The organism is Mucilaginibacter jinjuensis (assembly GCF_028596025.1).
In the GTDB taxonomy this organism is placed as follows: Bacteria; Bacteroidota; Bacteroidia; order Sphingobacteriales; family Sphingobacteriaceae; genus Mucilaginibacter; species Mucilaginibacter jinjuensis.
In genome coordinates, this window is record NZ_CP117167.1 from 2,547,581 (window position 1) to 2,568,818 (window position 21,238).

Consider the following 21,238-nt stretch of genomic DNA (forward strand, 5'->3'; position numbering starts at 1 on the left):
AAATATTTACTGTTTGAGCAGTTGTACAATGGCACCATAACTCATCCAGGTCATCACCACAACTACCAGTACACCAAGTATAGTAAGCAGCAGCGGTTGTTTATAATTGGATATAATTTTGTTACGATAAGCGGCTATCAGCATAATGCCGAGAGCGAGCGGTAAGATCACCCCGTTAATAGCACCAACGGCAATTAAGATCTTAACCGGTTTACCAATCAGCAGAAAAATGAAGCAGGAAATAATGATAAAAGCGATAATGATCTGCCTGTTAAGCTTCATGATAACCGGGTGAAAACTCTTGATAAAAGATACCGATGTAAAGGCCGACCCTACTACCGATGAGATCCCTGCCGACCACATAATGAGTCCGAATAGTTTATATCCAATTTGCCCCGCAGCCAGTTGAAATACCGAGGCAGCCGGATTATCAGGATTGAGTTTATTGCCTGCGCTTACCACACCCAGTGCTGCAATAAACAACAACAAGCGCATTACAGAAGCCAGTCCTACGGCGCTCACGGCACCTTTGCTAATAGCAGGCAAATTTTGCACACCGGTTTGCCGGGCATCCAATAAGCGATGTGCGCCCGCAAAAGTGATATAACCGCCAACCGTGCCACCAACAATAGTAAGCACGGCAGTAAAGCTAAAATGTGTTGGGTTAACCGAGCGAATGGCAGCTTCCATCAAAGGCGGTTTACTGATATAGGCTACAAAAAAGGCCAGTAAAATTTTAAGGCAGCCCATGGTTTTGGCAAAAGCATCCATCGCCTTGCCCGATTCTTTGTAGATGAAGATGCCGATAGCAATAACAGCGCTCATGATTGCACCCTGGCCAACGCTTACACCAAACAATACATTTAGGCCTAAACCAGCACCGGCAATATTACCAATGTTAAAGGCCATGCCACCCAAAAATACAAGGAATGAGATAATATAACCCAAGCCGGGCAAAACCTCATTGGCAATATCCTGAGCCGGTTTATCGGCCACGGCAATAATGCGCCAGATGTTGAGCTGGGCAATAGCATCCAGTATAATAGAAAGCAAAATTACAAAACCAAAACTGGCACCCAACTGCGCCGTAAACAAGGCCGTCTGTGTTAAAAAGCCCGGACCGATGGCCGAACTTGCCATCAGAAACGCTGCGCCTATGAGTACGCTCCAGTTAAACTTTTTCTCAGTCATGCTTATACACCCGGCGCTTTAATCGTAATACCCTCAGCCTTTAATTTCTCATTAATCAGTTTGGCAAACTCCACCGCGTGGCTGCCATCGCCGTGCAGACAAAGCGTTTCGGCTTTAAGCGGAATGTTTTTATTGCTGACAGATTGTACCTGCTGATGCTTTACCATTTGCAATACCTGGGCTATGGACTGCGCTTCGTCGGTAATCAATGCGTTGCTTTGTGAACGGGGGGTAAGCGAGCCGTCATCCTGGTAAGTACGGTCGGCAAAAACTTCTGATGCGGTGATGATGCCGATCTTCTTGGCGGCTTCAATCATTTCGCTTCCGGCAAGGCCGTAGAGTATCAGGGTCGAATCAAAATCGTGTACGGCTTGTACAATGGCTTTGGCTAATGCTGCATCTTTAGCGGCCATATTGTATAGTGCGCCGTGTGGTTTTACATGGCGTAATTTGCTCCCGGCTGCTTTTACAAAACCATAGAGCGCGCCAATCTGGTAAATGGTCATCTGGTAAGCCTCATTAGCCGTGATCTTCATCTCGCGACGACCGAAGCCCTGCAAATCGGGCAGGCCGGGATGGGCACCGATGGCTACACCTTTCTTAATAGCCATAGCTACGGTATGCTGCATCACTTCGGGGTCACCGGCGTGAAAACCGCAGGCAATGTTGGCCGAGGTAATATGATCAAGTAAAATATCATCATTGGGCATGGGGTAATTGCCAAAGGCTTCGCCCATATCGCAGTTTAAATCAATACTTTGCATGGTAATACAAATTCAATAATTACAAATATTTCTGCTGAATTGCCTCGCGGAGCTGCTGCAATTCGTGTTCACGTTCAATATACAGCATTTCGGCATTTTGATGACTGATGTCTTCAAAATAAATGGTGTCGCCGGGTTTTAATTGTCCGCATAAAGGCAAATCAACCGCTGCCACCTGGGCAATACGCGGGTAACCGCCGGTGGTCTGGCAATCGGCCATTAATAAAACCATACTGCCATTGCCGGTAACCTGTATAGTGCCCGGTGTAACCGCGGTAGAGAGCAACTCGTTTTTGATAATGCGCGTAATGGGTTCGCCATCCAAATGGTAACCCATGCGGTTGCTGTTCATGCTCAAAGTATAGGGCTCCGACAAAAAGTTGACGATAGCCAACCCATGAAACCAGCTAAACTCGTGAGCCGGTACCACCCTGATGCGTTTAGTATCCGCAGGCATAAACATACGGTGGGCAATGCTCCAGGCGGGGTAGGTGATGGTTTCGCCCTTGAGGCGATAAAATATGTTGGCCGTAGTGCTTGTAAGGGTTTCTGCACTGCTTAAGGTGTCTCCGGCTTGCAAATTTCTTCCTTCAAAACCACCAAGCTTAGCTGTAATAAAAGTACTGCGGCTGCCTAAAACTTCAGGCACATCAAAACCACCTCCAATAGCCATGTAAGTGCGGCTTCCAGCCGGATTATTAACCAGTTGAACAGAAGTATAAGCAGGTATGAAAACAGGTTTTTCGGCAGGGATTACCAAATCGCCGACTTGCAGGATAGCACCATCGCCTGCATAAGCGATGAGAGTGTCCGTCTCGGTCATAAACTCTGCATCGGCATAAGTAAATTCGATAACAGCTGCATTGTCATTATTACCTATCGCCATATTGGCTATACGTGCCGATAATGTATCCATTGCGCCGGAAACAGGTACGGCCTGCGAGAGATAATTGTTTCGGCCCAGATCCTGAATAGTGCTGAGGATGCCCGGTTTAATTATGCGGATACGCATCATTTAATGACGATAGTTTTCAAACTGGTGATGGTCTATGGGTTTAAATACTACCTGGTCGCCTGCCTTTAATAAAGCGGGTCGCTCTCTGGTTGCATCAAACAAAGTGAGTGGGGTGCGGCCTATTAATTGCCAGCCCCCGGGTGTGGCTAATGGGTATATGCCCGTTTGCATCCCGGCAATGCCCACAGAACCTGCGGGTATAATTTTACGGGGTGTTGGCTTGCGGGGCGTAGCCAGTTGTGCAGACATGCCGCCAAGGTAAGCGAACCCCGGCACAAATCCTATCATATACACTTTATAAATAGCAGCGCTATGTAAATTTATGACCTCATCGGTTGATAGGTTATTCAAATCGGCAACTTCATCCAGATCTTCGCCATATACACCACCGTAACAAGTGGGGATGGTGATTAAGTTATTGGGTGTGTTGGGTTGGGTATCTGAATCAGGGGTAAGCTGATACAGGTAGTTGAATACTTTTTCGTAACAATCAATCCCTTGTAAATCATCTGCCTGTATCACCTTTATTGGGTCATAAAACACACTGATAGTACCATAAGCAGGTACAGATGTGCGAAACCCGGTAAACGGCTTCTGATTAATTAAAAAATTAAAACTTGTAATTTTTTGCAGCAAGGATTCGCTGATCTCGTGCCCAAACTCGAGAGTGAGGGCGTGTTCGCTGAGGTAATAAGCGGTAAACACTTTATTAGCTAAATCAGTTAGGGGCTGCATAACGGCAGTCAAGTTAAAACAAACATTGTAACAATGCAAATGCAGTGGGTTTTATAGATTGATTGTTACTATTTTATGGCGAAAAACAGCAATGATTATCTCAGTTAAATAATACTTTAATTATTAGTAGTAGCAACGCTTTGCCCATAAATCGCGTAACTATTTATAAAGCCGGTATTTAACATCAGGAGTGAAGCCCAGTCATTTAAAAAATCTTTCTGCCAATACTATACAGTTGGTTATTAACCAGGTGTTTGGGCTGGCTATATTCTACATTTTATCTTCCTGGTTAGACAAGCAGAGTTTCGGCCAGCTAAACTGGGTATTGGCTATCCTGTTTACAGCATTCAATATTTTGGCTTGTGGGATAGATCAGCTGGTGATTAAAAAAATAGCCCAGGGCGATGATGTGGCGATAGTAACCGGCCTTTTTGTTAACCACGTGCTGTTTTCGGGCTTTATATTTTACATTGCGATCGGGGTAGTTTGGTGGGTTATGCCCCATTCGCCTATCATTTTTCAAGTCTTGATGCTGGTAGGCGCGGGCAAGCTAATGATCTACTTTGCAACTCCCTTTAAGCAACTGGCATCTGGGCAGGAGCGGTTTGGTGTGCTGGCTAAAATGTCGGCTGTATCAAATGTGGTGAGGGGAGTGGCGTTAATTGTGCTTGCCTTTTTTCAACAGGTAACACTAATCACTGCTGTATTCGTTTTTTTAGCAGGGGATGGGTTGGAGTTTGCAGTAACCGTTTACTTATTTTACAAGTATTTGCGGGTACCGCTTTCTTTCTCATTTCAGCCCAAACCATACTTCGCTTTATTGAAGGAGGCATTGCCGCAAATTGGTGTAGTATTGTTTACATCAGCACTGGCGCGTTTCGACTGGATCTTTATCGGCCTCTTTTTATCAGCCGTTAAACTGGCCGAATACAGCTTTGCCTACAAAGCCTTCGAAATTTCTACCCTGCCTTTATTAGCAGTAGCCCCGCTGCTTTTGCCGCGCTTTGTAAGCGTAATTAAGGAGCGGGGCATATTCCCAACACACCTTTTCAGCATTTTAAAACTGGAACTTGTGTTTTCTGTGTTGATAGGTTTGGTATTTTATCTCAGCTGGTCGCCATTGGTTGATTGGTTTACGCATGGTAAGTATGGGGCGGTAAATTCATCCGTAATACTGGTATTGGCAGTCTGTATGCCCTTGATGTATTTCAATAACTTTTTGTGGAGCATTGGTTTTGCACAAGGCAAACTGAGGCTGATATTTAAAGTATTTGCGGTAACATTTCTGGTAAACGTAATTGGCGACGTGGTGCTGATACCTTTACTGGGAAATGCAGGTGCTGCAATTGCTTACCTGGCAGCTATGTTGGTGCAAGCTATATTATATATGTTGACTATTGAAAAGCAGGCCGCCTTGCAAGTGGGGGTTAACCTCGTAATATGTAGCATTTGTGCTATAATAAGTGGCTTTATAGCTATCCATTTTCTTAGCGGGGATATTACCGTTATTTTATTTGCCGCCGTTTTGTATTTGGTGTTCACAATACTCTTCAGGCAAATTAATCTCAAAAAATTAAACTTCTTAAAGCCTGCCATCGGCCAATAAAAATTTACATACTGGCCTAATGGCAGGCAACCTATTACAGTCCGTCGGCGTAATTCTATTAGCAACAATACGGAGGGTCTCGAAGCAAGCCGTATGCGCTATAATGCATGGATAACACAGTTTTAGTTAGATTGAAAGAGTGGGTAAAAGGGATTAACTGGCCTTTGCTGGTATTCCTTTTACTTTTTTTAAATGTAAAGCTGTTTATCAAGCTTTTTGCATTGGTATTGATCTATTTCCTTCGGCCTAATTTTAAATTTGGTTTTAAGGCGAAGCAATCGCGGTTACCGCTGTTTTATTTAGGGGTGATTGCTATTGCAGTTATTAACTGGGTTGCCTTTAAGTACTTTCTTTCTATCCATTACAACGTAGCTTTTGTTTCGGGCATTGCATTCTGGTTGTTGTGCATACTGGCTATCCATCAAATAAAACTGGCTGTTGACACCACCGAGCCCGCGGTTTTGCATCGTACTATCACGGTGTTTTTTGTGTTGAATGCCCTGGTATCATTCGCCAATATCCTGCTCATCATCCTGAAAATTAAAGAAATAAACCCCTACACCTTTCAGGGCAATTACCAGGAATATTTTTTAAATACCGGCGATTATATTAAGGGTATCACCTTCGATGTATCCATCACCAATGCATCCATTGCTGCCTTTGGGGTTATTTATTACCTGTTTAGGCAAAATATTAAAATGCTGCTGCTATGTGTACTGGTGCTATTGCTCGCAGCCAGCAATACTATCAACATTATGTTGTTTACGGTGCTGATACTCGCTTTTATATTCAGGAGCACCCGTGTACAAAAAAGCATGATTGTGGTTTGCCTCATGATGCTGGTAACGTTTATGGTAAAGGTATCGCCGCAGAATATGTACTACATCGATAAGATGTATAACAAAATGGTGTTCAACAAAAATGTGTCGTTTGATCCTGTTCCGGTTAAAGAAGTGCGCATTACCACCATCCCGGATAGTTTGCTTAACCCGCTGCAAAAGCAGCAAAAAATAGCCCAGCTTTACCTCGATACCCTGAGCCTTAAACTGGAAAAAGAATACCAGGCTAAACATATTAAAGCACCCGAGCCTTTAGGTTTGGTTAAATATGAGCTACCTAAAGACAGTATCCATACGGCCATGTTTCAACCAAGGTCGGATACCGACAGGATGCAGCAAAAGCTGATTGCTTTTATTGCCCAGCATCAGAATAGCCTGCATTTGGCCACACAGTCGGAAACCACCAAACGGATTATCCCGGGCAAGGTAATTACATTCAGGCAAACGGCTTTGTTTCTGAAAAAACATCCTGCAAAAGTTCTAACTGGCGATGGTATGGGCAACTTTTCATCCAAGCTGGCATTCCGGTCAACAAGTTTGGGAATGGCTGGTGGTTACCCGGTAAAGTATGCATTTATCAGTCCCGATTTTCTGACGAACCACCTTGATGTGTACCTTAACTTTTTCAGCAGGCGTACAGGGATGCACTCGGTAACCAATAGTCCCGATTCGGTCTATGACCAGCTCCTGAGCGAATATGGCCTGGCCGGACTGGTTATCTTCCTGCTGTTTTACATCGGTTATTTCTTAAAACAGCGCCGCTACCTTAGCTATGGTTTGCCGCTATTGCTTTTTGTAGGCTGCGTGTTTTTCACCGATTACTGGTTCGAACAATTATCAATCGTGGTATTATTGGAACTGCTTTTACTGGCCGACATCCGGGAAAATCAATTGCTTAAACTGAACACAGCATGAGCAATAACCCGCAAATAACCGTACTGATGCCCGCATACAATGCAGGGTTATACATTGCCGAGGCGATAGCATCTGTACTAAAGCAAACCTTTACCGATTTCGAACTGCTGATTATTAACGATGGCTCTACAGATGATACCGAGGCGATAGTAGCATCGTTTGGCGACAAACGCATTGTGCTTGTAAATCAGAAAAACCAGGGCGTGGCCGGAGCTTTAAATACAGGATTGAAGTTATCGAAAGCACCATATATAGCTCGTTTTGATGCTGATGATATATGCTACCCTAATCGCCTGGCGCTGCAGTATCAATTCATGCTCGATCATCCCGAATACCATATCATCGGTTCGGCAACTGATTATGTGGATAAGGAAGGGCACCATATTTTCAACTTCAAAGCACCACTGTTATCGCAGGAGGGCATAGATAAGATCAGTTACAAAGTATGCCCATTTATCCATTCCAGCGTATTTTACCGCAAGGCCAGTATTATGGAACAGGGCGGCTACAATATCTACGCCCATACCTTTGAAGACCATTTGCTTTGGCTTAAGGTACTGAAACATTATAAGGGCTATAACATGCCCGAAAGCCTGATTAAAGTTCGCCTGAATCCTGAATCTGTCACCATTGATGAAAGATGGTGCCACCCACGCTTTCTCGAAATAAAGTTTAATGCGCTCACAAGGGGTACCATTGATGCCGATGATTATAGCGAGCTGATAGCCATCCGCGGACAACAGCTCGATAACAACATTAACCATGAGGCCTATTATGGCCTTTTGGCTAAAAAGTTTTTGTGGAATAACCATAACCCGAAAAAGGCCCGCTACAATATTTACAAACTGCTGGCCATAAACAGGCTGCATTTTAAAAGTTATGTGCTGTTGCTGATGACTTTGCTGCCTGGCCGGTTCATCAACCGCATTTATCATACTGCCAAAGCAACAGAATTATACCGCGAGGAAGGAGGCGTACCCCATGAACGCTAAACCCATTAAACTTTTTGTGGATGCACACAGCATGGATAAGGAATATCAGGGTACTTATACCTTTCTACAGGGGTTGTACAGCGCATTATTAGAGAATCATCCTGATGTTGATGTATACTTCGGTACGTCTGATCCGGGACGGTTGCAACGCGCATTCCCGCAACTTCAGCCTCAAAATGTATTGGCCTATAAAAATGCCAAACCCGGTTTGCTGCGCTATGTAACCGACATCCCCCGGTATATTAAACAGTACGGGTTTGATTTTGCGCATTTCCAATACATCGCCCCACAACGCAAACCTGGATGCAGATACATTGTAACCCTGCACGATATTATTTTTAACGATTACAAGCACTATTTCTCATTCGGCTACCGTACAAGCAGGCAATACCTTTTTGGCCGCAGTATCAGGAATGCAGGGATTAAAACCACGGTATCAGCCTACTCGCAGGAGCGTATTGCCGAATATTATGGCTTAAAATACCGGGACATCCATGTGTTACCCAATGGGGTGAAACCAACTACGGAGACGACAAGACAGAGCCGGGAAATTGCCCGGCGACGAATCAAAGTCCGGTATGGTATCGAAAATTATATCCTGTATGTAAGCAGGGTAGAGGCCCGTAAAAACCACGAGTTGTTGCTGAAAACTTACCTGCAACTGGAACTTTACAAACGGCAGATCCCGCTGGTATTTATCGGTAAAAAATCGGCACAGGTACCCGCTCTGCAAAGCCTCATTGACAATTTAACAGCAGAGCAAAAGCAATACTTCCATTTTATTGAGCAGGTTGATCAAAGCGATCTGGATGCATTTTATAAGGCTTGCCGCCTGTTCGTTTATCCATCCATTGTCGAAGGTTTTGGTATCCCGCCATTGGAAGCCGCGATGCATCATGTGCCGGTGCTTTGCTCATCTGCTACTGCTATGCAGAGTTTTGATTTTTTCGAGCCGTATTGTTTTAACCCGGCTAATGAGGTCGAGTTTTCTGTTAAGCTTCAATACATGCTCAATAACCCGCCCGATGCTGCTTTTTTGGCAGATGTGGCACATCAAATACAACAACAATATAACTGGCAGCAAACCGCCGGTACATTCTATAATCTTTTAACATCATGAAGTTAAAAATTGCCATTGCCGGTACGCGCGGCATCCCAAACCATTATGGTGGCTTCGAACAAATAACGGCCTATGTTGCACCGGGGCTGGTTGAAAAAGGCCACTTGGTTACCGTATATAATTCGCATAACCACCCTTACCAAGGCAGTACCTGGAATGGCGTGGAGATTGTACACTGCTACGATCCCGAGAATATGCTGGGTACCGCCGGTCAGTTTATTTATGATTTTAACTGTATCCAGGATATGCGCCAGCGCGATTTTGATGTGATCCTTTTTATGGGTTATACCAGCAGCTCGGTTTGGGGTAGCCTGTTTCCGCGCAGGGCTACCATTATATCAAACATGGATGGGTTGGAATGGAAGCGCTCTAAATACTCGAAACCGGTACAAGCCTTTTTGAAGTATGCCGAGAAACTGGCCGTAAAATACAGCGATTATTACATTGCAGATTCGACGGTGATCCGTTCATATCTGCAAAAAAAATATGGTATTAACAGTGCCTTCATCGCTTACGGTGCCGAACGTTTTGTGGACGATGATTGCCCGCTGATGAATAAATTTAACCTCAAACCTAAAGACTACTTTCTGCTGGTGGCCCGCATGGAGCCCGAGAATAATATCGAAACTATTCTGGAAGGCTTTACCAAAAGTGTATCAACCAAAAAGTTCCTGGTGGTGGGCAATACCAGTAATAAGTTCGGGCAATATCTTAAAGCCAAATTCGGGCACGATGAGCGCGTTTGTTTTCACGATGCCATCTTCAACATTAAAACCATCCAACAATTACAGCATAATGCCTACCTGTATTTTCACGGGCATAGTGTGGGCGGCACTAATCCGTCACTGTTAGAAGCTATGGCTGGTGGGGCATTAATTGCTGCGCACGATAATCCTTTTAACCGTTCGGTATTAAACCACAATGCTTTTTACTTCAGCTCGTCGGCCGATGTGCAGTGGCTTACCGAAGTGGTGGCACGTAATTCGGCCGAGGATACGATGATCGGTAACAACATTAAACGCATCCAGCAACACTATAACTGGGACAAGATCATCAGTGAGTACGAAGCCTATATTTATGAATGTTATTGCAGCATGAACTATGAAAAAGCTATGGCTTATTAAGGATACGGTAACCAACCAGGTCACTTATTTCCACATCCTGCTGTTTTTTGCCTGCCTGCCATTAGACCGTTTTTTTAGCGAGCTGATTTTTGTGAGCCTGGTGATCCATACACTCATCAACCTTAAAAAAGCTGATCTGAAACGGGTGTATGAACCACGGGTACTAATTGTACAGGCTGTATTTTTCGTAACCCTTTTCAGCACCACATACACCACCAACTTTAAACGGGCGGTTGACGATTGGGCTATGCAGGCACATATCCTGTTTATACCCATGGTGTTTGCCATCCATCAGCCCTTAATTACTAAATATAAAAAGCAATTATTAAGTTGTTTTGCATGGAGCTGTGTATTAGTGGTTATGGGTTTGTTTGCTGTTGTGTTAACTACCATCAGGCATTTTCATTTGCCGCTATCTTTTGTTTATACCACCAGTTTCATCAACCATAATTTCTCTAAACCGGTAGGTATACATGCTACGTTTTTCTCTATCCTGGTTGTAGCAGCGACAGTTATTTTATTTCAGGACATATTAGCAGAGAAAAAGAAGTTATTTAAACTGGTTTCCATCGTGGGGATGGGTGTTTTATTTGCCGGATTAATCCAGTTATCCTCCAAATCAGCTATTATTTCTTTGGTTATTGTGGCCTATATTTTTGTGCCGTTGTATTTATTTGAGGGCAGAAAACGCTTTATTTTATTAGGGGCATCGCTCGCCGTAACGCTTTTAGCAACCATTGTGGTGTTAAGGTATGATAGTTTGAAAACAAGGCTGTTCTCAGACCTGGAATCAGATGTAGACATGAGCCATATTACCGTGGTAACCGATTCGCGGCTCGACCGCTGGAAGGCTACCATGCACACCGTGAAAGCCAAACCGATATTTGGCTTTGGTACCGGGATGGAAAAAGAGGAAATGGAACAGACCTATTTTTACAATAAATTGTACCACTCATTCATCCATCAGCTTAATGCGCATAACGAATTTTTAAGCTTATTAATCAAAAGCGGATGCATTGGCCTGGCTGTATACCTTTTTACTTTAGGCTATAGCTTAGCGCTTTCTATCAGAAATAAAGACCTGCTTTTAACCACCTGTGTGGCCCTGATGATCAGCACATCCATTGCCGAAAACGCGCTTGACGCCAACAAGGGAATTTTCTTTTACAGCGCATTTTTTTCGTTATTGTTATTAAGCGCAAACAGTGTTTCAAAAAGTATAAATAATGCAGAAAAGATTGCGGTAAAGGCAACCTTAGCGCCTGTTTCAACGTGTTAATTATAGATAACAGTTACACATTTAAACAGCACAATTATGTATAAGCCAAGTCGTTACATCGCAGATTATTCGGGTATCAAAACCCAGGTTTTATCGGCCCTGGCTTATTACGATCTGTTTAATTTTCCGCTTACCAAAGAAGAAGTTTTTCTGTTCACAACCGTGCGTTGCGAACTGGAGCAGGTGCAATACTGCCTGGACGACCTGGCCGATCATGGCCTCATCTATCGCCTCGGAAATTACTACGCCCTGAAGAATGACGACTACATGGTTACCCGCCGAAACAATGGCGGTAAAAAGGCACAGGAGTTGTTGGCCATTGCCGAAAAGGTGAGTAGCTACTTGATTAAATTTCCTTATGTGCGTGGCATTGCCGTATCGGGCTCTTTATCTAAGAAATATGCGGATGATAAATCGGATATTGATTTCTTCATCGTTACGGCCACAAACCGCCTTTGGATAGCGCGCAGTTTATTGCATGTACTTAAAAAGCTGAGTTTTATTTTTAAGAAGCAAGACTATTTCTGCATGAATTATTTTGTGGACGAAGCACGTGCCGAAATTGTAGAGCAAAACCTGTTTACCGCTACCGAAACTGTAACCCTGATCCCATTGCAAGGCGACCTCACCTTCGAGAAGTTTTACAGCGCCAACACCTGGACGCGCCAATACCTGCCTAATCATTTGATGCGGGTATCATGTGCAGAACCTGCACATAAAGGATGGATTAAATCAATCACTGAAGGTTTATTCAACAACCCCATTGGTGATATGCTGGATAACTGGTTAATGCGTATAACCGCCCGCAGCTGGAACAAGAAAACTCAGGCCGGCCGCGTAAACCAACGCGGCGTACTCATGAGCATGATGGCCACCAAAGGCTACGCCAAACCAAACCCGGTAAACTTTCAGAACCGGATCATGACGTTTTATAATGAAAAGGTGGAGCGGTTGACTAAGAACCTGGAGCAGGATATATTTTAGAGGGAGTTTTAATATTTCGTTTCCCATTTTGTCATATTGAACGCAGTGAAATATCTTCTTCGCTATGTTAGACCAATTTGTCATTGCGAGGAGGAACGACAGCCTGTCCCGATGATAATCGGGATGGCAATCTCGTAGCCAATGCATATTCGATCTGTATGGCTACGAGATTGCCATCCCGACGGCTGTTGGGACTCGCAATGACAATTCGCTGTCGCAAGTTTAGCGTAGCGTAACTTGTGACTCGTACTATTGTAAGCTTCCAGCTTACGTAAGGTGAAACCTTACATCAGTTTAACCACAGGTTAGAAACCTGCGGTAGCATAGTTGGAAAGTTATACTACTTTGTCATCTCGACGATAGGAGAGATCTTATACAGCGTGAAGTCTTGATGCAGAAGATTTCTCCTATCGTCGAAATGACAAGTTTGAGAAAGTGCATAAGGTGTCATACTGAGCCCCGTCGAAGTATTGTGGGTGGGCCTTCTGCGCGCGACCCTTCGACGGGGCTCAGGATGACAAGGCCTCCGCTACTTTTTCCTAAAAGAAATAATAAAATAATCCCCCCAATATTTAAACGGGAAACTACTCTTAAAGCGCTGCTCTAATGAAGCAAGCACGCGGAAACTACCCGGATGCTTCTCCGCAAAACCCTCGATATATGATGGCGGTACAAAAGTGCAAAGCCCTTCTAACCCAACCAGGTCATAATCTTTTTTCAAGCGTTTAGTTAGGTACGATGGGTTATAATACCAGCAGGTAAAATACTGACCTTCTATGTGCGCTGTGCGGCCTTTACCGGCAAACCACCGGCGGGTTGCTGTTTTAAATTTGCCTTTAAAGATCAATAGTGATTCCCAAAGGCAGAATTTAGGAATGATAACCATCGTGGCCACACCACCAGCTTTTAGTAAGCTATCAAATGAGGCGATTACTTTATCCAGTTCATCAGTACAGTTTAATCCCCCAAAATTGGAGAAGATAGCATCATAAGGTCCGCGACGTTTTAACTCATCGAGTTGGGTAAAAGAACAAAGCTCGGTGCTGATCTGTAACTTATTAATAAACGGGCTGGCTTTCTCAATCAGCTTTTGCTGCATACCCTCAGCAATGTCTGTGGCATGTACCGGGTGGCCTTGCTGCGCAAAGTAAATGGCATCTTCACCGGTTCCACTGTTTAATTCCAGGATATTGCTATTGGGTTTAAGCTGATTTAAGAAATGCCCGCGTACCCGTTTGCGCTTATAATGCACAATGGTATTATCAGCATAAATTTCATCAAATATGGCCGACTGTTTAGAAAAAGCAGCACCGGCCTGTAGCTCATGTGGTATGGTATTGCTCATGCTGTTTCTGCACGGTTAAGTTTGGCTTGCTCTATCCAGGTGGCCGGTGTATAGTAGATGATAGAAAGCGCTTTCTTCAGCGTATTTAAATTTGCCTGCAAAGGTGCTCTAATCAGTTCCAGCATACCTGCACGCGCTAAATGGCGGTGATAGTTGCGGTGAACGTATTTATGCAATTGCTTATAAAACGCTGGCGGGTAGGTATTCTGGAACATCAGCGCCATCTCGTTAGAGTCTGTCCAATTGGTTTTCTCTTTCAATTCTTCCTTAACGCGGTTGAAAAAAACTGTGCCGGGTAGCGGATAAGATACCGAAATGCCAATTTCATAAGGCAATAAAGTATTTATCATCTGTACCGTTTCACTGATCTCTTCCTTGGTTTCTGTTGGATAACCGAATTGGATGAAGAAGGAAGGGTGGATATTATGTTTCTTCAGAAGTTTGGTAGCAACATGGATCTGCTCAATGGTTGTGCCTTTATCCATCGCATCCAGTATGCGTTGCGAACCACTTTCGGCACCTATCCATGCATTTTCGCAACCGGCAAGGGCGAGAGAAGCTACTTCTGCATCATCGAGTAATAAATCAGCACGTGATTGGATCTTGAATTTGAAATTGAGTCCGCTATGTTGCACCAGTTCTGCAAATTCCTGTACCCATCCCGGTTTCAACCCAAAAATATCATCACAAAACCAGATATGATCAAATTGGAAAAGCTTATGCATCATGGTCAATTCCTCCACCACATGCTTAGGCGAACGGGAGTTATAACGATTGCCATAAATAGGCTTGGCGCACCAGTTGCATTTAAAAGGGCAGCCACGCGTGGTGCTCATATTCATCGAGAAATAACCTTTGCTTTTCAACCAGGCACTTCGGTAAGGAGCCATGTCTATCAAATCCCAGGCGGCAAATGGAAGTCGGTCTAAATCCTTAATTACCTTACGCGGTGCCGACTTAACAGCTACGCCATTTTGCAGGTAACTGATGCCAGATATTTCACCAATTTCGAAGGTATCGCCCGATGTCAATGTACCGATCAATTCAGGTAGGGTATCATCAGCCTCGCCGATGAGTACGTAATCAGCACCCTCACTCAGATATTCTTTATAACGGTCTGTTGAGTCAGAACTTGAAACAATTACCGTGCAACCCTGCGCTTTGGCCATTTTACACATCTCGAAAGCGGCCTCGCGCATATTGGTGAGGCACATTTTGGTGAGGTAGTTAAAGCCATCATCATAAATCACAAAGAAGTTTGGCTTAGCGGCCAACTGCGCTGTAATATCATCTGGACCATGTGCAAACATGGTGTCGAAAAATGCTACCTCGTAATCCTGATTGCGCAAGATGGAGGCTGCATACAATGTTGCCAGGGGCGCGTAGGGCTGGCTGATCTGCCATTGTTTTTTATCAAACCGCAGAAAATAGGAGTGGGTTAATAATACACTGACTGGCATAACTTAATTTAAACGGGTGGTTGGCGGCAAATTCAGCGAGCACACGCAACGTGCGCAGGTATCGTTTTGACCGGTTTTTAACATTTTACGGAAAGCGATAGCCTCCGGTGTATTCAGGATCTCATTCAGGCTTTTATCCCTGATATTGCCCATTGATTCGTGGAAAAAACAAGGTTTTACGCTGCCATCGGCCTCAATAACAGTGGATACCCAGGGGGCATTACACTTTTTAAAGGGGAAAGGGTTGAGGCCGTAGAAGGCAGCGTAATAGCGATAAATATTATAAAGCTTCTCATCAGATTCGGCAACCAGTCCCGGATGGCGGCGGCTGATGATCACTACTTTGTTTACCATTTTAATGAGCTCCTGCAGTTCGTTTTCCTGTATCAAAACCTCATTTTGGCGTGGTGTTTCCCAGGCCATTTGGCGGTTGAAGGCATGGCTGCTTACATCGGCAGGTAAAAAGCTGATCTGCTGGATCCCCATGCTGCGGGCGGTCTGAATAATGTCTGGCCATTTCTGGTAGTTCATGCGATGAATTACCGTGCGTGCTGTAATCTTAAAATCAGGTTTAAGGAACCGTATAAAATCCAATCCTTCTTTCATCTTGCGGAAAGCATGCGGGATGTTACGGATCTGATCATGCAGTTGCTCGTCGCCATCGAGGGATACGATCAGCTCATCTACATACTTAATAATATCATAAGCATGTTTGCGTACAGATAAACCGGTAGTCAGCAACACCACGCTTATTTTATGTGGTTTCAGCAGTTCGCAAAGCTTAAAGAAATTAGGGTTAAGCAAAGCCTCGCCACCCGACATTAATACCTGCTGTGTGCCCAGTTTTTTGAAGGTGATTAACAGGTCTTTGATATCAGCCTCAGTCAGCTGCTTCAGGTTCTTGTTATCTTTCCAGATGTCGCACATTACACAGCGGCAGTTGCAGGCGCTGTGCGGCATTAGTATGGCAATAGGCAGGGCATGGATCCGGTCGGTTTCGAGCGTCCGGGTACGTTGCAGGGTATGATAGAGATCTCTGATTTGCATGATGGGTCTTTTTTAAAATCCCTGAATTTCGGGCTGGCGATAGCGCCAAACTTTCTGTAGTAATTTAATCTCGTAGGGGTATTTGTACAAACTGGTATGGTAGCGCAGGTTGGCCAGCACTTTGATAGCTTTGCGTTTAACCACATTCAGTTTTATATCGGTTACGGTGGGGTAGCAGCCGTTTAGCACGGTTTCGAAGTTGCGGATCTTGTCCACCATTTCTGGTTTCAGCCAGGGCGTTAAAGGGTTCTTACGCAGGTCGAAGTTTTCCCAGGCCGGGCTGATCCAGTCTTCCAATACCTGGGGAAATTTAAAGCCGGCTTCAACCACCTGTTTGTATAATTCAGAGCCTTCGGTGGCTACCGGGCTGTAGGTATAAATTACAATCTCGGTTTTAGGATTGATGGCTTTTACCTTTTTAATAAAGTCGATATCAAAATCAATCTGCTTCATTACTTCTTCAGGAGTAGGAGCAGGGGTTCCCAGTACGAAAGAATATTCGGGGATGATGTCGAATTTCTTCAACCGTTCAGCAAAGCGCAATATCTGCGCACCGCTTTGTGTGCCGCCTTTATCCATTTGCTCCAGGATGGCATCGTTACCACTTTCGGCACCGAAGAAGATGATCTTACAGCCCGATTTACGGATCAGCGCCAATGATTCGTCCTTAAACTTATCCATCGTATCAATACGCGCCATTCCCCACCAGGTCATGTTATCGTTCATTACCAGTTTGGCAAAATCAACGGCACGTTTTTCGGAAACGAAGAAATTATTATCATGAAACTCGATAGCATCGGCTCCCCATTTATCTTTGATGTACTTTACATCTTTATAAATATTGGCGGCTGATTTTCCTTTCCAGCGGGCCTCATAAATAGGCACTACCGAGCAAAACGAGCAGGTGAATGGGCAACCTATGCTCGAGTGGTAAGCCATTGTATGGTTACCCAGATATGTTTTACCGAGAAATTTAGTAAGCGGGTAAAATTTATCCAGTTTATCGTAAGGCAATGGGGGCAATGTGTCCTGATCTAACAGATCGGCTTTGGCTGTTTTGTAAATCTTGCCATCGATTTTATAGATCAGGTTTTTAATCAGTTCATACGGACGGAAGTTTTCCAAAGCATCAACCAGTTGAAGAAAGGCGTGATCGCCGGGGCCGTTGATGATGAAATCAACATAGCCGGAGTTCAATGAGACCTGATCATATATCGAAGGGAAATATCCGCCCCAAACCATGGTGGTATTAGGGTAATGCTCTTTAATGTGTTTCGAAATGGGGATAGCCTGCCTTAACTGCGGGCCAGGCATTACGGTAAAACCAAGGTAGCGGAACTCGCCGGTATCGAGGTAGTCGGTAATTTTTTTCAGGGCATCATGTTCGCAGTTACCATCAACAATTACCCAATCGTATTTGCCCTCTACAGATGCGGCAATATTGAGGATAGAGTTGGGTATGCGGTATTTGTTATTAGCGCTCCGGGGGTTAAAAAGCAGTATTTTATTCATGTTTCTCGTGCTTCTGATATAAAGGTTACGCGGCCTGTTTGGTATAGGTTGCCTTAAGGGTATATTAAATTATGATGGCAACCATTGCAAGTTTGGGAGCGTAATGTTAATGGAAGTAAGCGGACGTAGGCTATGCATTACGTTTTTACCCCTTATGAAAGCCATTGCTGTAGCAGTTGCGTTGCTTTCCCCTAATTTAGGGGAACACTACTGTCGGTGCGATTTGTAGCTGCGTTCAAAAGGGGTAAAAGGAATATGCATTACCGACTTTTCATATTCAACAATTTTACACTCATGATTGCTCAATTAAAAGGTTATATCAACCACTTTTTATTTTCGAAAAGAATCCCCGACACGCCATCGGAAGCCGCTTATGATCTTTGGGCTGCCGAGTACGATAACCAGCCCGATAACCTGATGCTGGCATTGGACGAGCAGATCTTCGCCATATTACTGGATACGATCGATATTAAAAATAAAACGGTGGCCGATATGGGCTGCGGTACCGGCCGGCAATGGCCTAAAATATTATCGAAGCAGCCCGCATCGCTAACAGGATACGATGTATCGGGTGGGATGCTGGATGCTTTGAAACGGAAGTATCCGCAAGCCCATACCGTGAAGCTGGAAGGTGATCTGGTGCCTCAGCTTGAAGCAAATGAGATCGATGTAATTGTATCTACCTTAACCGTGGCGCATATTGATAATATTGATGATGTGGTTGAGGCCTGGGTGAAAGCCTTGAAACCTAATGCCTCTGTTATTATAACTGATTTCCATCCCGAAGCTTTGGCGATGGGCGGTAAACGGACCTTCAGCGTGCAAAACAAAAAGGTATCTATCCGTAATAACGTGCACCCGGTTAATATGTTGATTATGAAACTGGCGACCTATGGTTTTGAAGTTACTGCTTTGGAAGAGCGCCTGGTTGACGAAACAGTAAAGCATTATTACGAAAAGAAAAACGCCCTGAGCGTTTACGAAAAGTTTAAAGGCCGCCCCATAATTTACGGCATGTGTTTAACCCGCACCGATGATAGCACTCAACAATTTACACTTAATTAACGGGCACGACCCGGTTAATATAGGGGTAGAGGGCAAGCTGATTACCTCTGTAAATTTTGATGGAGTTGAAGCAGATGAATTGACGCTAAATTTTAGCGATGCCATGGCTTTGCCCGGACTCATCAACTCGCATGATCACCTTGATTTCAACTTATTCCCGCAATTGGGTGATCTTTTTTACCGGAACTATACCGAGTGGGGAAAGCATATCCATCAACATTACAAACAACAAATTCAGCAGGTGTTAAAAGTGCCGGTTGAACTGCGTGCGGCATGGGGTGTGTATAAGAATTTACTAGGCGGCGTAACCACCGTTGTAGATCATAGCGATGGCCCGAAATATAAGGATGAACTGATTAACGTTGTACAGGCTTACCATTGCCTGCATTCGGTACAGTTTGAGAAGCATTGGAGGCGGAAACTCAATAATCCATTAAAGCTTAAACATCCTTACGTGATCCATACGGGCGAAGGTGTAGATGAATTAGCCCACCAGGAAATAGATGAACTATTAAAAGGCAATTATTTTAAGAAAAAGCTCATAGGGATACATGGAGTAGCCATGAAAGCAGAACAAGCCGAAAGGTTCGAAGCACTGGTGTGGTGCCCGCAATCCAATTACTTTTTGTTGAATCAAACAGCTGATATTAAAAACCTGAAACAACATACGCCCATCTTATTCGGCACAGATTCGACCCTTACCAGCGAGTGGAATATCTGGGGACATTTGCGCCTGGCGGCTCAAACCAAACATCTTTCGGCAGCAGAATTGTGGATGAGTGTTACCACATCACCAGCCAAAACCTGGAGGCTGAATACCGGCGAACTGGCCCCCGGTAAGGATGCAGATATTGTGATTGCTAAGGACCCGGATCAGGGTTATCGTAATCTTTATAGTTTAAACCCAGAAGATTTGTTACTGGTAATGTATCGCGGCAGGATCAATTTGTTTGATGAGGAGATCTATCAACAATTGGAAGATCTGGATTTTCCCTTACAGCAATTTGACCGGGTGAAAATTGGCAATGCCTATAAGTATATTGCCGGAGGTGTTACCCGCTTAATGGAGCACATCAAAACTTATTATCCCAAGGTTACATTTCCCATTTTACCCGCTTAGTTTTTACTGTGATGATTAAACTGGTAGATGTTACTTATTATACTCACCTCGAATATCATAAGCCCGAGCAGGTATTAGAAAAGCACCACCTGGTTACAAGGTATGCAGAGTTTCTGCGTGATAAAATGCAGGTTCAGTTTGTTAAGCACGCCGGTTTCGAGGGTTTTAGCCTGCATAATGGTTTGCTTTATAATTTCTTTAAGGGCATTAATAAGTTTAGGTATTTACCTTTTAAGGCCAATCGTTTCATCAGTAAACAACAGCCCGATGTAGTGCTGGTGCAAGGCTTGGTATTTCCCTTACAGGTTATTTTACTGCGGATGCAATGTAAGCGCAACTGCAAAATTATAGTACAGCACCATGGCGAACTGCCGTTTAAGGGAATGAAATTAGTATTTCAAAAACTGGCTTCGAAATGCGTTGATGCTTACCTGTTTACCTCGGCAGGTAATGCGGATGAGTGGAAACAAAAAGGCGTGATCGCCAACAAACAACCCATATTTGAAGTACTGGAAGCCTCTACCAACTTTTTCGCGCTAGATAAAACAGAGAGCCGTAAAAAGCTCAAATTCCATACTGAAGGCAACGTGTTTTTGTGGGTGGGACGATTGAATGAAAATAAAAGTCCGCTTACTATTATAAAGGCCTTTGCGCAGTATTTAAATTTCAAACCATCATCGCGCCTCTACATGATCTACCATACTACCGAGCAACTGGACAAGATCAAAGCACTAATATATGCTGATGAAAAGCTCGAATCTGCCGTTTATCTGCTTGGCCGTATACCGCATGATAAGCTCCCGCTTTGGTTCAGCGCGGCAGATTATTACCTGTCGGGAAGTTTTAAAGAGGGTAGCGGCTATGCGCTGCTCGAAGCCATGGCCTGTGGGTGTGTTCCGGTAATAAGCGATATTCCTCCTTTTAGAAAGATTATCGAAAATGGCAAATATGGTTACTTGTACAAAGCAGGTGATGAACGGGCGCTTTCCAAAACGCTATGCGGTTTGGAAACTTCACCCATTAGTCCGGATGATGTGATTGGGCATTTTAACCAGAATTTATCTTTTAATCGGATTGCTGAGGATGTTTATAGGGCTTGTAAGTTATTGGTTCATTGAGTTGTTC

18 protein-coding genes are annotated in these 21,238 nt (G+C 44.1%); 10 read left to right on the top strand and 8 right to left on the bottom strand.

Annotated elements, in window-relative coordinates; translation table 11 throughout:
* Nucleotides 1-6: 6 nt before the first annotated feature.
* The 4 genes from PQO05_RS11600 to pxpB are packed head-to-tail and all read right to left on the bottom strand — an operon-like array spanning nucleotide 7 to nucleotide 3,705.
* Entirely contained in the window at nucleotides 7-1,191 is a 1,185-nt protein-coding gene (locus PQO05_RS11600) for an NRAMP family divalent metal transporter (protein ID WP_273633075.1), read from the bottom strand.
* 2 nt (nucleotides 1,192-1,193) lie between these two features.
* A complete protein-coding gene (locus tag PQO05_RS11605) occupies nucleotides 1,194-1,955 on the bottom strand; it encodes a LamB/YcsF family protein (protein WP_273633076.1) in 762 nt (253 codons plus the stop codon).
* A gap of 19 nt (nucleotides 1,956-1,974) precedes the next feature.
* Nucleotides 1,975-2,970 (bottom strand): 5-oxoprolinase subunit C family protein, encoded by a 996-nt coding sequence (locus PQO05_RS11610; protein ID WP_273633077.1) that lies wholly within the window; start codon nucleotides 2,968-2,970, stop codon nucleotides 1,975-1,977.
* Nucleotides 2,971-3,705 (bottom strand): 5-oxoprolinase subunit PxpB, encoded by a 735-nt coding sequence (pxpB, locus tag PQO05_RS11615; protein ID WP_273633078.1) that lies wholly within the window; start codon nucleotides 3,703-3,705, stop codon nucleotides 2,971-2,973.
* Nucleotides 3,706-3,895: 190 nt separating this feature from the next.
* On the opposite strand from pxpB, the gene PQO05_RS11620 reads away from it, so the two are divergent.
* From PQO05_RS11620 to PQO05_RS11650, 7 genes are all read left to right on the top strand, one after another.
* A complete protein-coding gene (locus PQO05_RS11620; RefSeq protein WP_273633079.1) occupies nucleotides 3,896-5,311 on the top strand; it encodes an oligosaccharide flippase family protein in 1,416 nt (471 codons plus the stop codon).
* Between the two features lie 107 nt (nucleotides 5,312-5,418).
* Nucleotides 5,419-7,065 carry a hypothetical protein gene (locus PQO05_RS11625; RefSeq protein ID WP_273633080.1) on the top strand — a complete coding sequence of 549 codons (1,647 nt, stop codon included), beginning with the start codon at nucleotides 5,419-5,421 and terminating at the stop codon, nucleotides 7,063-7,065.
* A complete protein-coding gene (locus PQO05_RS11630) occupies nucleotides 7,062-8,057 on the top strand; it encodes a glycosyltransferase (RefSeq protein ID WP_273633081.1) in 996 nt (331 codons plus the stop codon). The genes PQO05_RS11625 and PQO05_RS11630 overlap by 4 nt, the downstream gene beginning before the upstream one ends.
* Nucleotides 8,047-9,177: a glycosyltransferase family 4 protein gene (locus PQO05_RS11635; protein WP_273633082.1), complete on the top strand. Its 1,131-nt coding sequence runs from the start codon at nucleotides 8,047-8,049 to the stop codon at nucleotides 9,175-9,177. The genes PQO05_RS11630 and PQO05_RS11635 overlap by 11 nt, the downstream gene beginning before the upstream one ends.
* Nucleotides 9,174-10,301, top strand: coding sequence for a DUF1972 domain-containing protein (locus PQO05_RS11640; RefSeq protein WP_273633083.1), 1,128 nt, complete (start codon nucleotides 9,174-9,176; stop codon nucleotides 10,299-10,301). The genes PQO05_RS11635 and PQO05_RS11640 overlap by 4 nt, the downstream gene beginning before the upstream one ends.
* Nucleotides 10,279-11,580, top strand: a complete 1,302-nt coding sequence (locus tag PQO05_RS11645) for an O-antigen ligase family protein (protein WP_273633084.1) — start codon at nucleotides 10,279-10,281, stop codon at nucleotides 11,578-11,580. The genes PQO05_RS11640 and PQO05_RS11645 overlap by 23 nt, the downstream gene beginning before the upstream one ends.
* 36 nt (nucleotides 11,581-11,616) lie before the next feature.
* Nucleotides 11,617-12,564 (top strand): nucleotidyltransferase domain-containing protein, encoded by a 948-nt coding sequence (locus tag PQO05_RS11650; protein WP_273633085.1) that lies wholly within the window; start codon nucleotides 11,617-11,619, stop codon nucleotides 12,562-12,564.
* 529 nt (nucleotides 12,565-13,093) lie between these two features.
* On the opposite strand, the gene PQO05_RS11655 is transcribed toward PQO05_RS11650, so the two are convergent.
* Genes PQO05_RS11655 through PQO05_RS11670 form a run of 4 tightly spaced genes read right to left on the bottom strand, consistent with a single transcriptional unit; the run spans nucleotide 13,094 to nucleotide 17,928 of the window.
* Nucleotides 13,094-13,909 (bottom strand): class I SAM-dependent methyltransferase, encoded by an 816-nt coding sequence (locus PQO05_RS11655; protein WP_273633086.1) that lies wholly within the window; start codon nucleotides 13,907-13,909, stop codon nucleotides 13,094-13,096.
* The gene (locus PQO05_RS11660) at nucleotides 13,906-15,369 is read right to left on the bottom strand and encodes a B12-binding domain-containing radical SAM protein (RefSeq protein ID WP_273633087.1); all 1,464 of its coding nucleotides are present in this window, start codon (nucleotides 15,367-15,369) and stop codon (nucleotides 13,906-13,908) included. Before PQO05_RS11660 ends, PQO05_RS11655 begins: the two co-directional genes overlap by 4 nt.
* Before the next feature lie 3 nt (nucleotides 15,370-15,372).
* Nucleotides 15,373-16,416 carry a radical SAM/SPASM domain-containing protein gene (locus PQO05_RS11665; protein ID WP_273633088.1) on the bottom strand — a complete coding sequence of 348 codons (1,044 nt, stop codon included), beginning with the start codon at nucleotides 16,414-16,416 and terminating at the stop codon, nucleotides 15,373-15,375.
* 12 nt (nucleotides 16,417-16,428) lie between these two features.
* A complete protein-coding gene (locus PQO05_RS11670) occupies nucleotides 16,429-17,928 on the bottom strand; it encodes a B12-binding domain-containing radical SAM protein (protein WP_273633089.1) in 1,500 nt (499 codons plus the stop codon).
* A 294-nt stretch (nucleotides 17,929-18,222) separates the two neighbouring features.
* On the opposite strand from PQO05_RS11670, the gene PQO05_RS11675 reads away from it, so the two are divergent.
* From PQO05_RS11675 to PQO05_RS11685, 3 genes are read left to right on the top strand one after another with little or no spacing between them, the layout of a single operon-like run.
* Complete coding sequence (locus tag PQO05_RS11675) at nucleotides 18,223-18,993, top strand: class I SAM-dependent methyltransferase (protein ID WP_273633090.1); 771 nt, start codon at nucleotides 18,223-18,225, stop codon at nucleotides 18,991-18,993.
* A complete protein-coding gene (locus PQO05_RS11680) occupies nucleotides 18,962-20,113 on the top strand; it encodes an amidohydrolase family protein (RefSeq protein WP_273633091.1) in 1,152 nt (383 codons plus the stop codon). The genes PQO05_RS11675 and PQO05_RS11680 overlap by 32 nt, the downstream gene beginning before the upstream one ends.
* An 11-nt stretch (nucleotides 20,114-20,124) precedes the next feature.
* Nucleotides 20,125-21,231 carry a glycosyltransferase family 4 protein gene (locus tag PQO05_RS11685; RefSeq protein WP_273633092.1) on the top strand — a complete coding sequence of 369 codons (1,107 nt, stop codon included), beginning with the start codon at nucleotides 20,125-20,127 and terminating at the stop codon, nucleotides 21,229-21,231.
* The last annotated feature ends 7 nt before the right edge of the window (nucleotides 21,232-21,238 follow it).

What these genes read in the sequence shown, in the direction of transcription:
- PQO05_RS11600 (WP_273633075.1), bottom strand. Translation starts at nt 1,191, where the DNA reads ATGACTGAGAAAAAGTTTAACTGGAGCGTACTCATAGGCGCAGCGTTT.
- PQO05_RS11625 (WP_273633080.1), top strand. Translation starts at nt 5,419, where the DNA reads ATGGATAACACAGTTTTAGTTAGATTGAAAGAGTGGGTAAAAGGGATT.
- PQO05_RS11685 (WP_273633092.1), top strand. Translation starts at nt 20,125, where the DNA reads ATGATTAAACTGGTAGATGTTACTTATTATACTCACCTCGAATATCAT.
- PQO05_RS11640 (WP_273633083.1), top strand. Translation starts at nt 9,174, where the DNA reads ATGAAGTTAAAAATTGCCATTGCCGGTACGCGCGGCATCCCAAACCAT.
- PQO05_RS11650 (WP_273633085.1), top strand. Translation starts at nt 11,617, where the DNA reads ATGTATAAGCCAAGTCGTTACATCGCAGATTATTCGGGTATCAAAACC.
- PQO05_RS11635 (WP_273633082.1), top strand. Translation starts at nt 8,047, where the DNA reads ATGAACGCTAAACCCATTAAACTTTTTGTGGATGCACACAGCATGGAT.
- PQO05_RS11655 (WP_273633086.1), bottom strand. Translation starts at nt 13,909, where the DNA reads ATGAGCAATACCATACCACATGAGCTACAGGCCGGTGCTGCTTTTTCT.
- PQO05_RS11680 (WP_273633091.1), top strand. Translation starts at nt 18,962, where the DNA reads ATGATAGCACTCAACAATTTACACTTAATTAACGGGCACGACCCGGTT.
- PQO05_RS11660 (WP_273633087.1), bottom strand. Translation starts at nt 15,369, where the DNA reads ATGCCAGTCAGTGTATTATTAACCCACTCCTATTTTCTGCGGTTTGAT.
- PQO05_RS11610 (WP_273633077.1), bottom strand. Translation starts at nt 2,970, where the DNA reads ATGATGCGTATCCGCATAATTAAACCGGGCATCCTCAGCACTATTCAG.
- pxpB (WP_273633078.1), bottom strand. Translation starts at nt 3,705, where the DNA reads ATGCAGCCCCTAACTGATTTAGCTAATAAAGTGTTTACCGCTTATTAC.
- PQO05_RS11670 (WP_273633089.1), bottom strand. Translation starts at nt 17,928, where the DNA reads ATGAATAAAATACTGCTTTTTAACCCCCGGAGCGCTAATAACAAATAC.
- PQO05_RS11665 (WP_273633088.1), bottom strand. Translation starts at nt 16,416, where the DNA reads ATGCAAATCAGAGATCTCTATCATACCCTGCAACGTACCCGGACGCTC.
- PQO05_RS11675 (WP_273633090.1), top strand. Translation starts at nt 18,223, where the DNA reads ATGATTGCTCAATTAAAAGGTTATATCAACCACTTTTTATTTTCGAAA.
- PQO05_RS11605 (WP_273633076.1), bottom strand. Translation starts at nt 1,955, where the DNA reads ATGCAAAGTATTGATTTAAACTGCGATATGGGCGAAGCCTTTGGCAAT.
- PQO05_RS11630 (WP_273633081.1), top strand. Translation starts at nt 7,062, where the DNA reads ATGAGCAATAACCCGCAAATAACCGTACTGATGCCCGCATACAATGCA.
- PQO05_RS11645 (WP_273633084.1), top strand. Translation starts at nt 10,279, where the DNA reads ATGAAAAAGCTATGGCTTATTAAGGATACGGTAACCAACCAGGTCACT.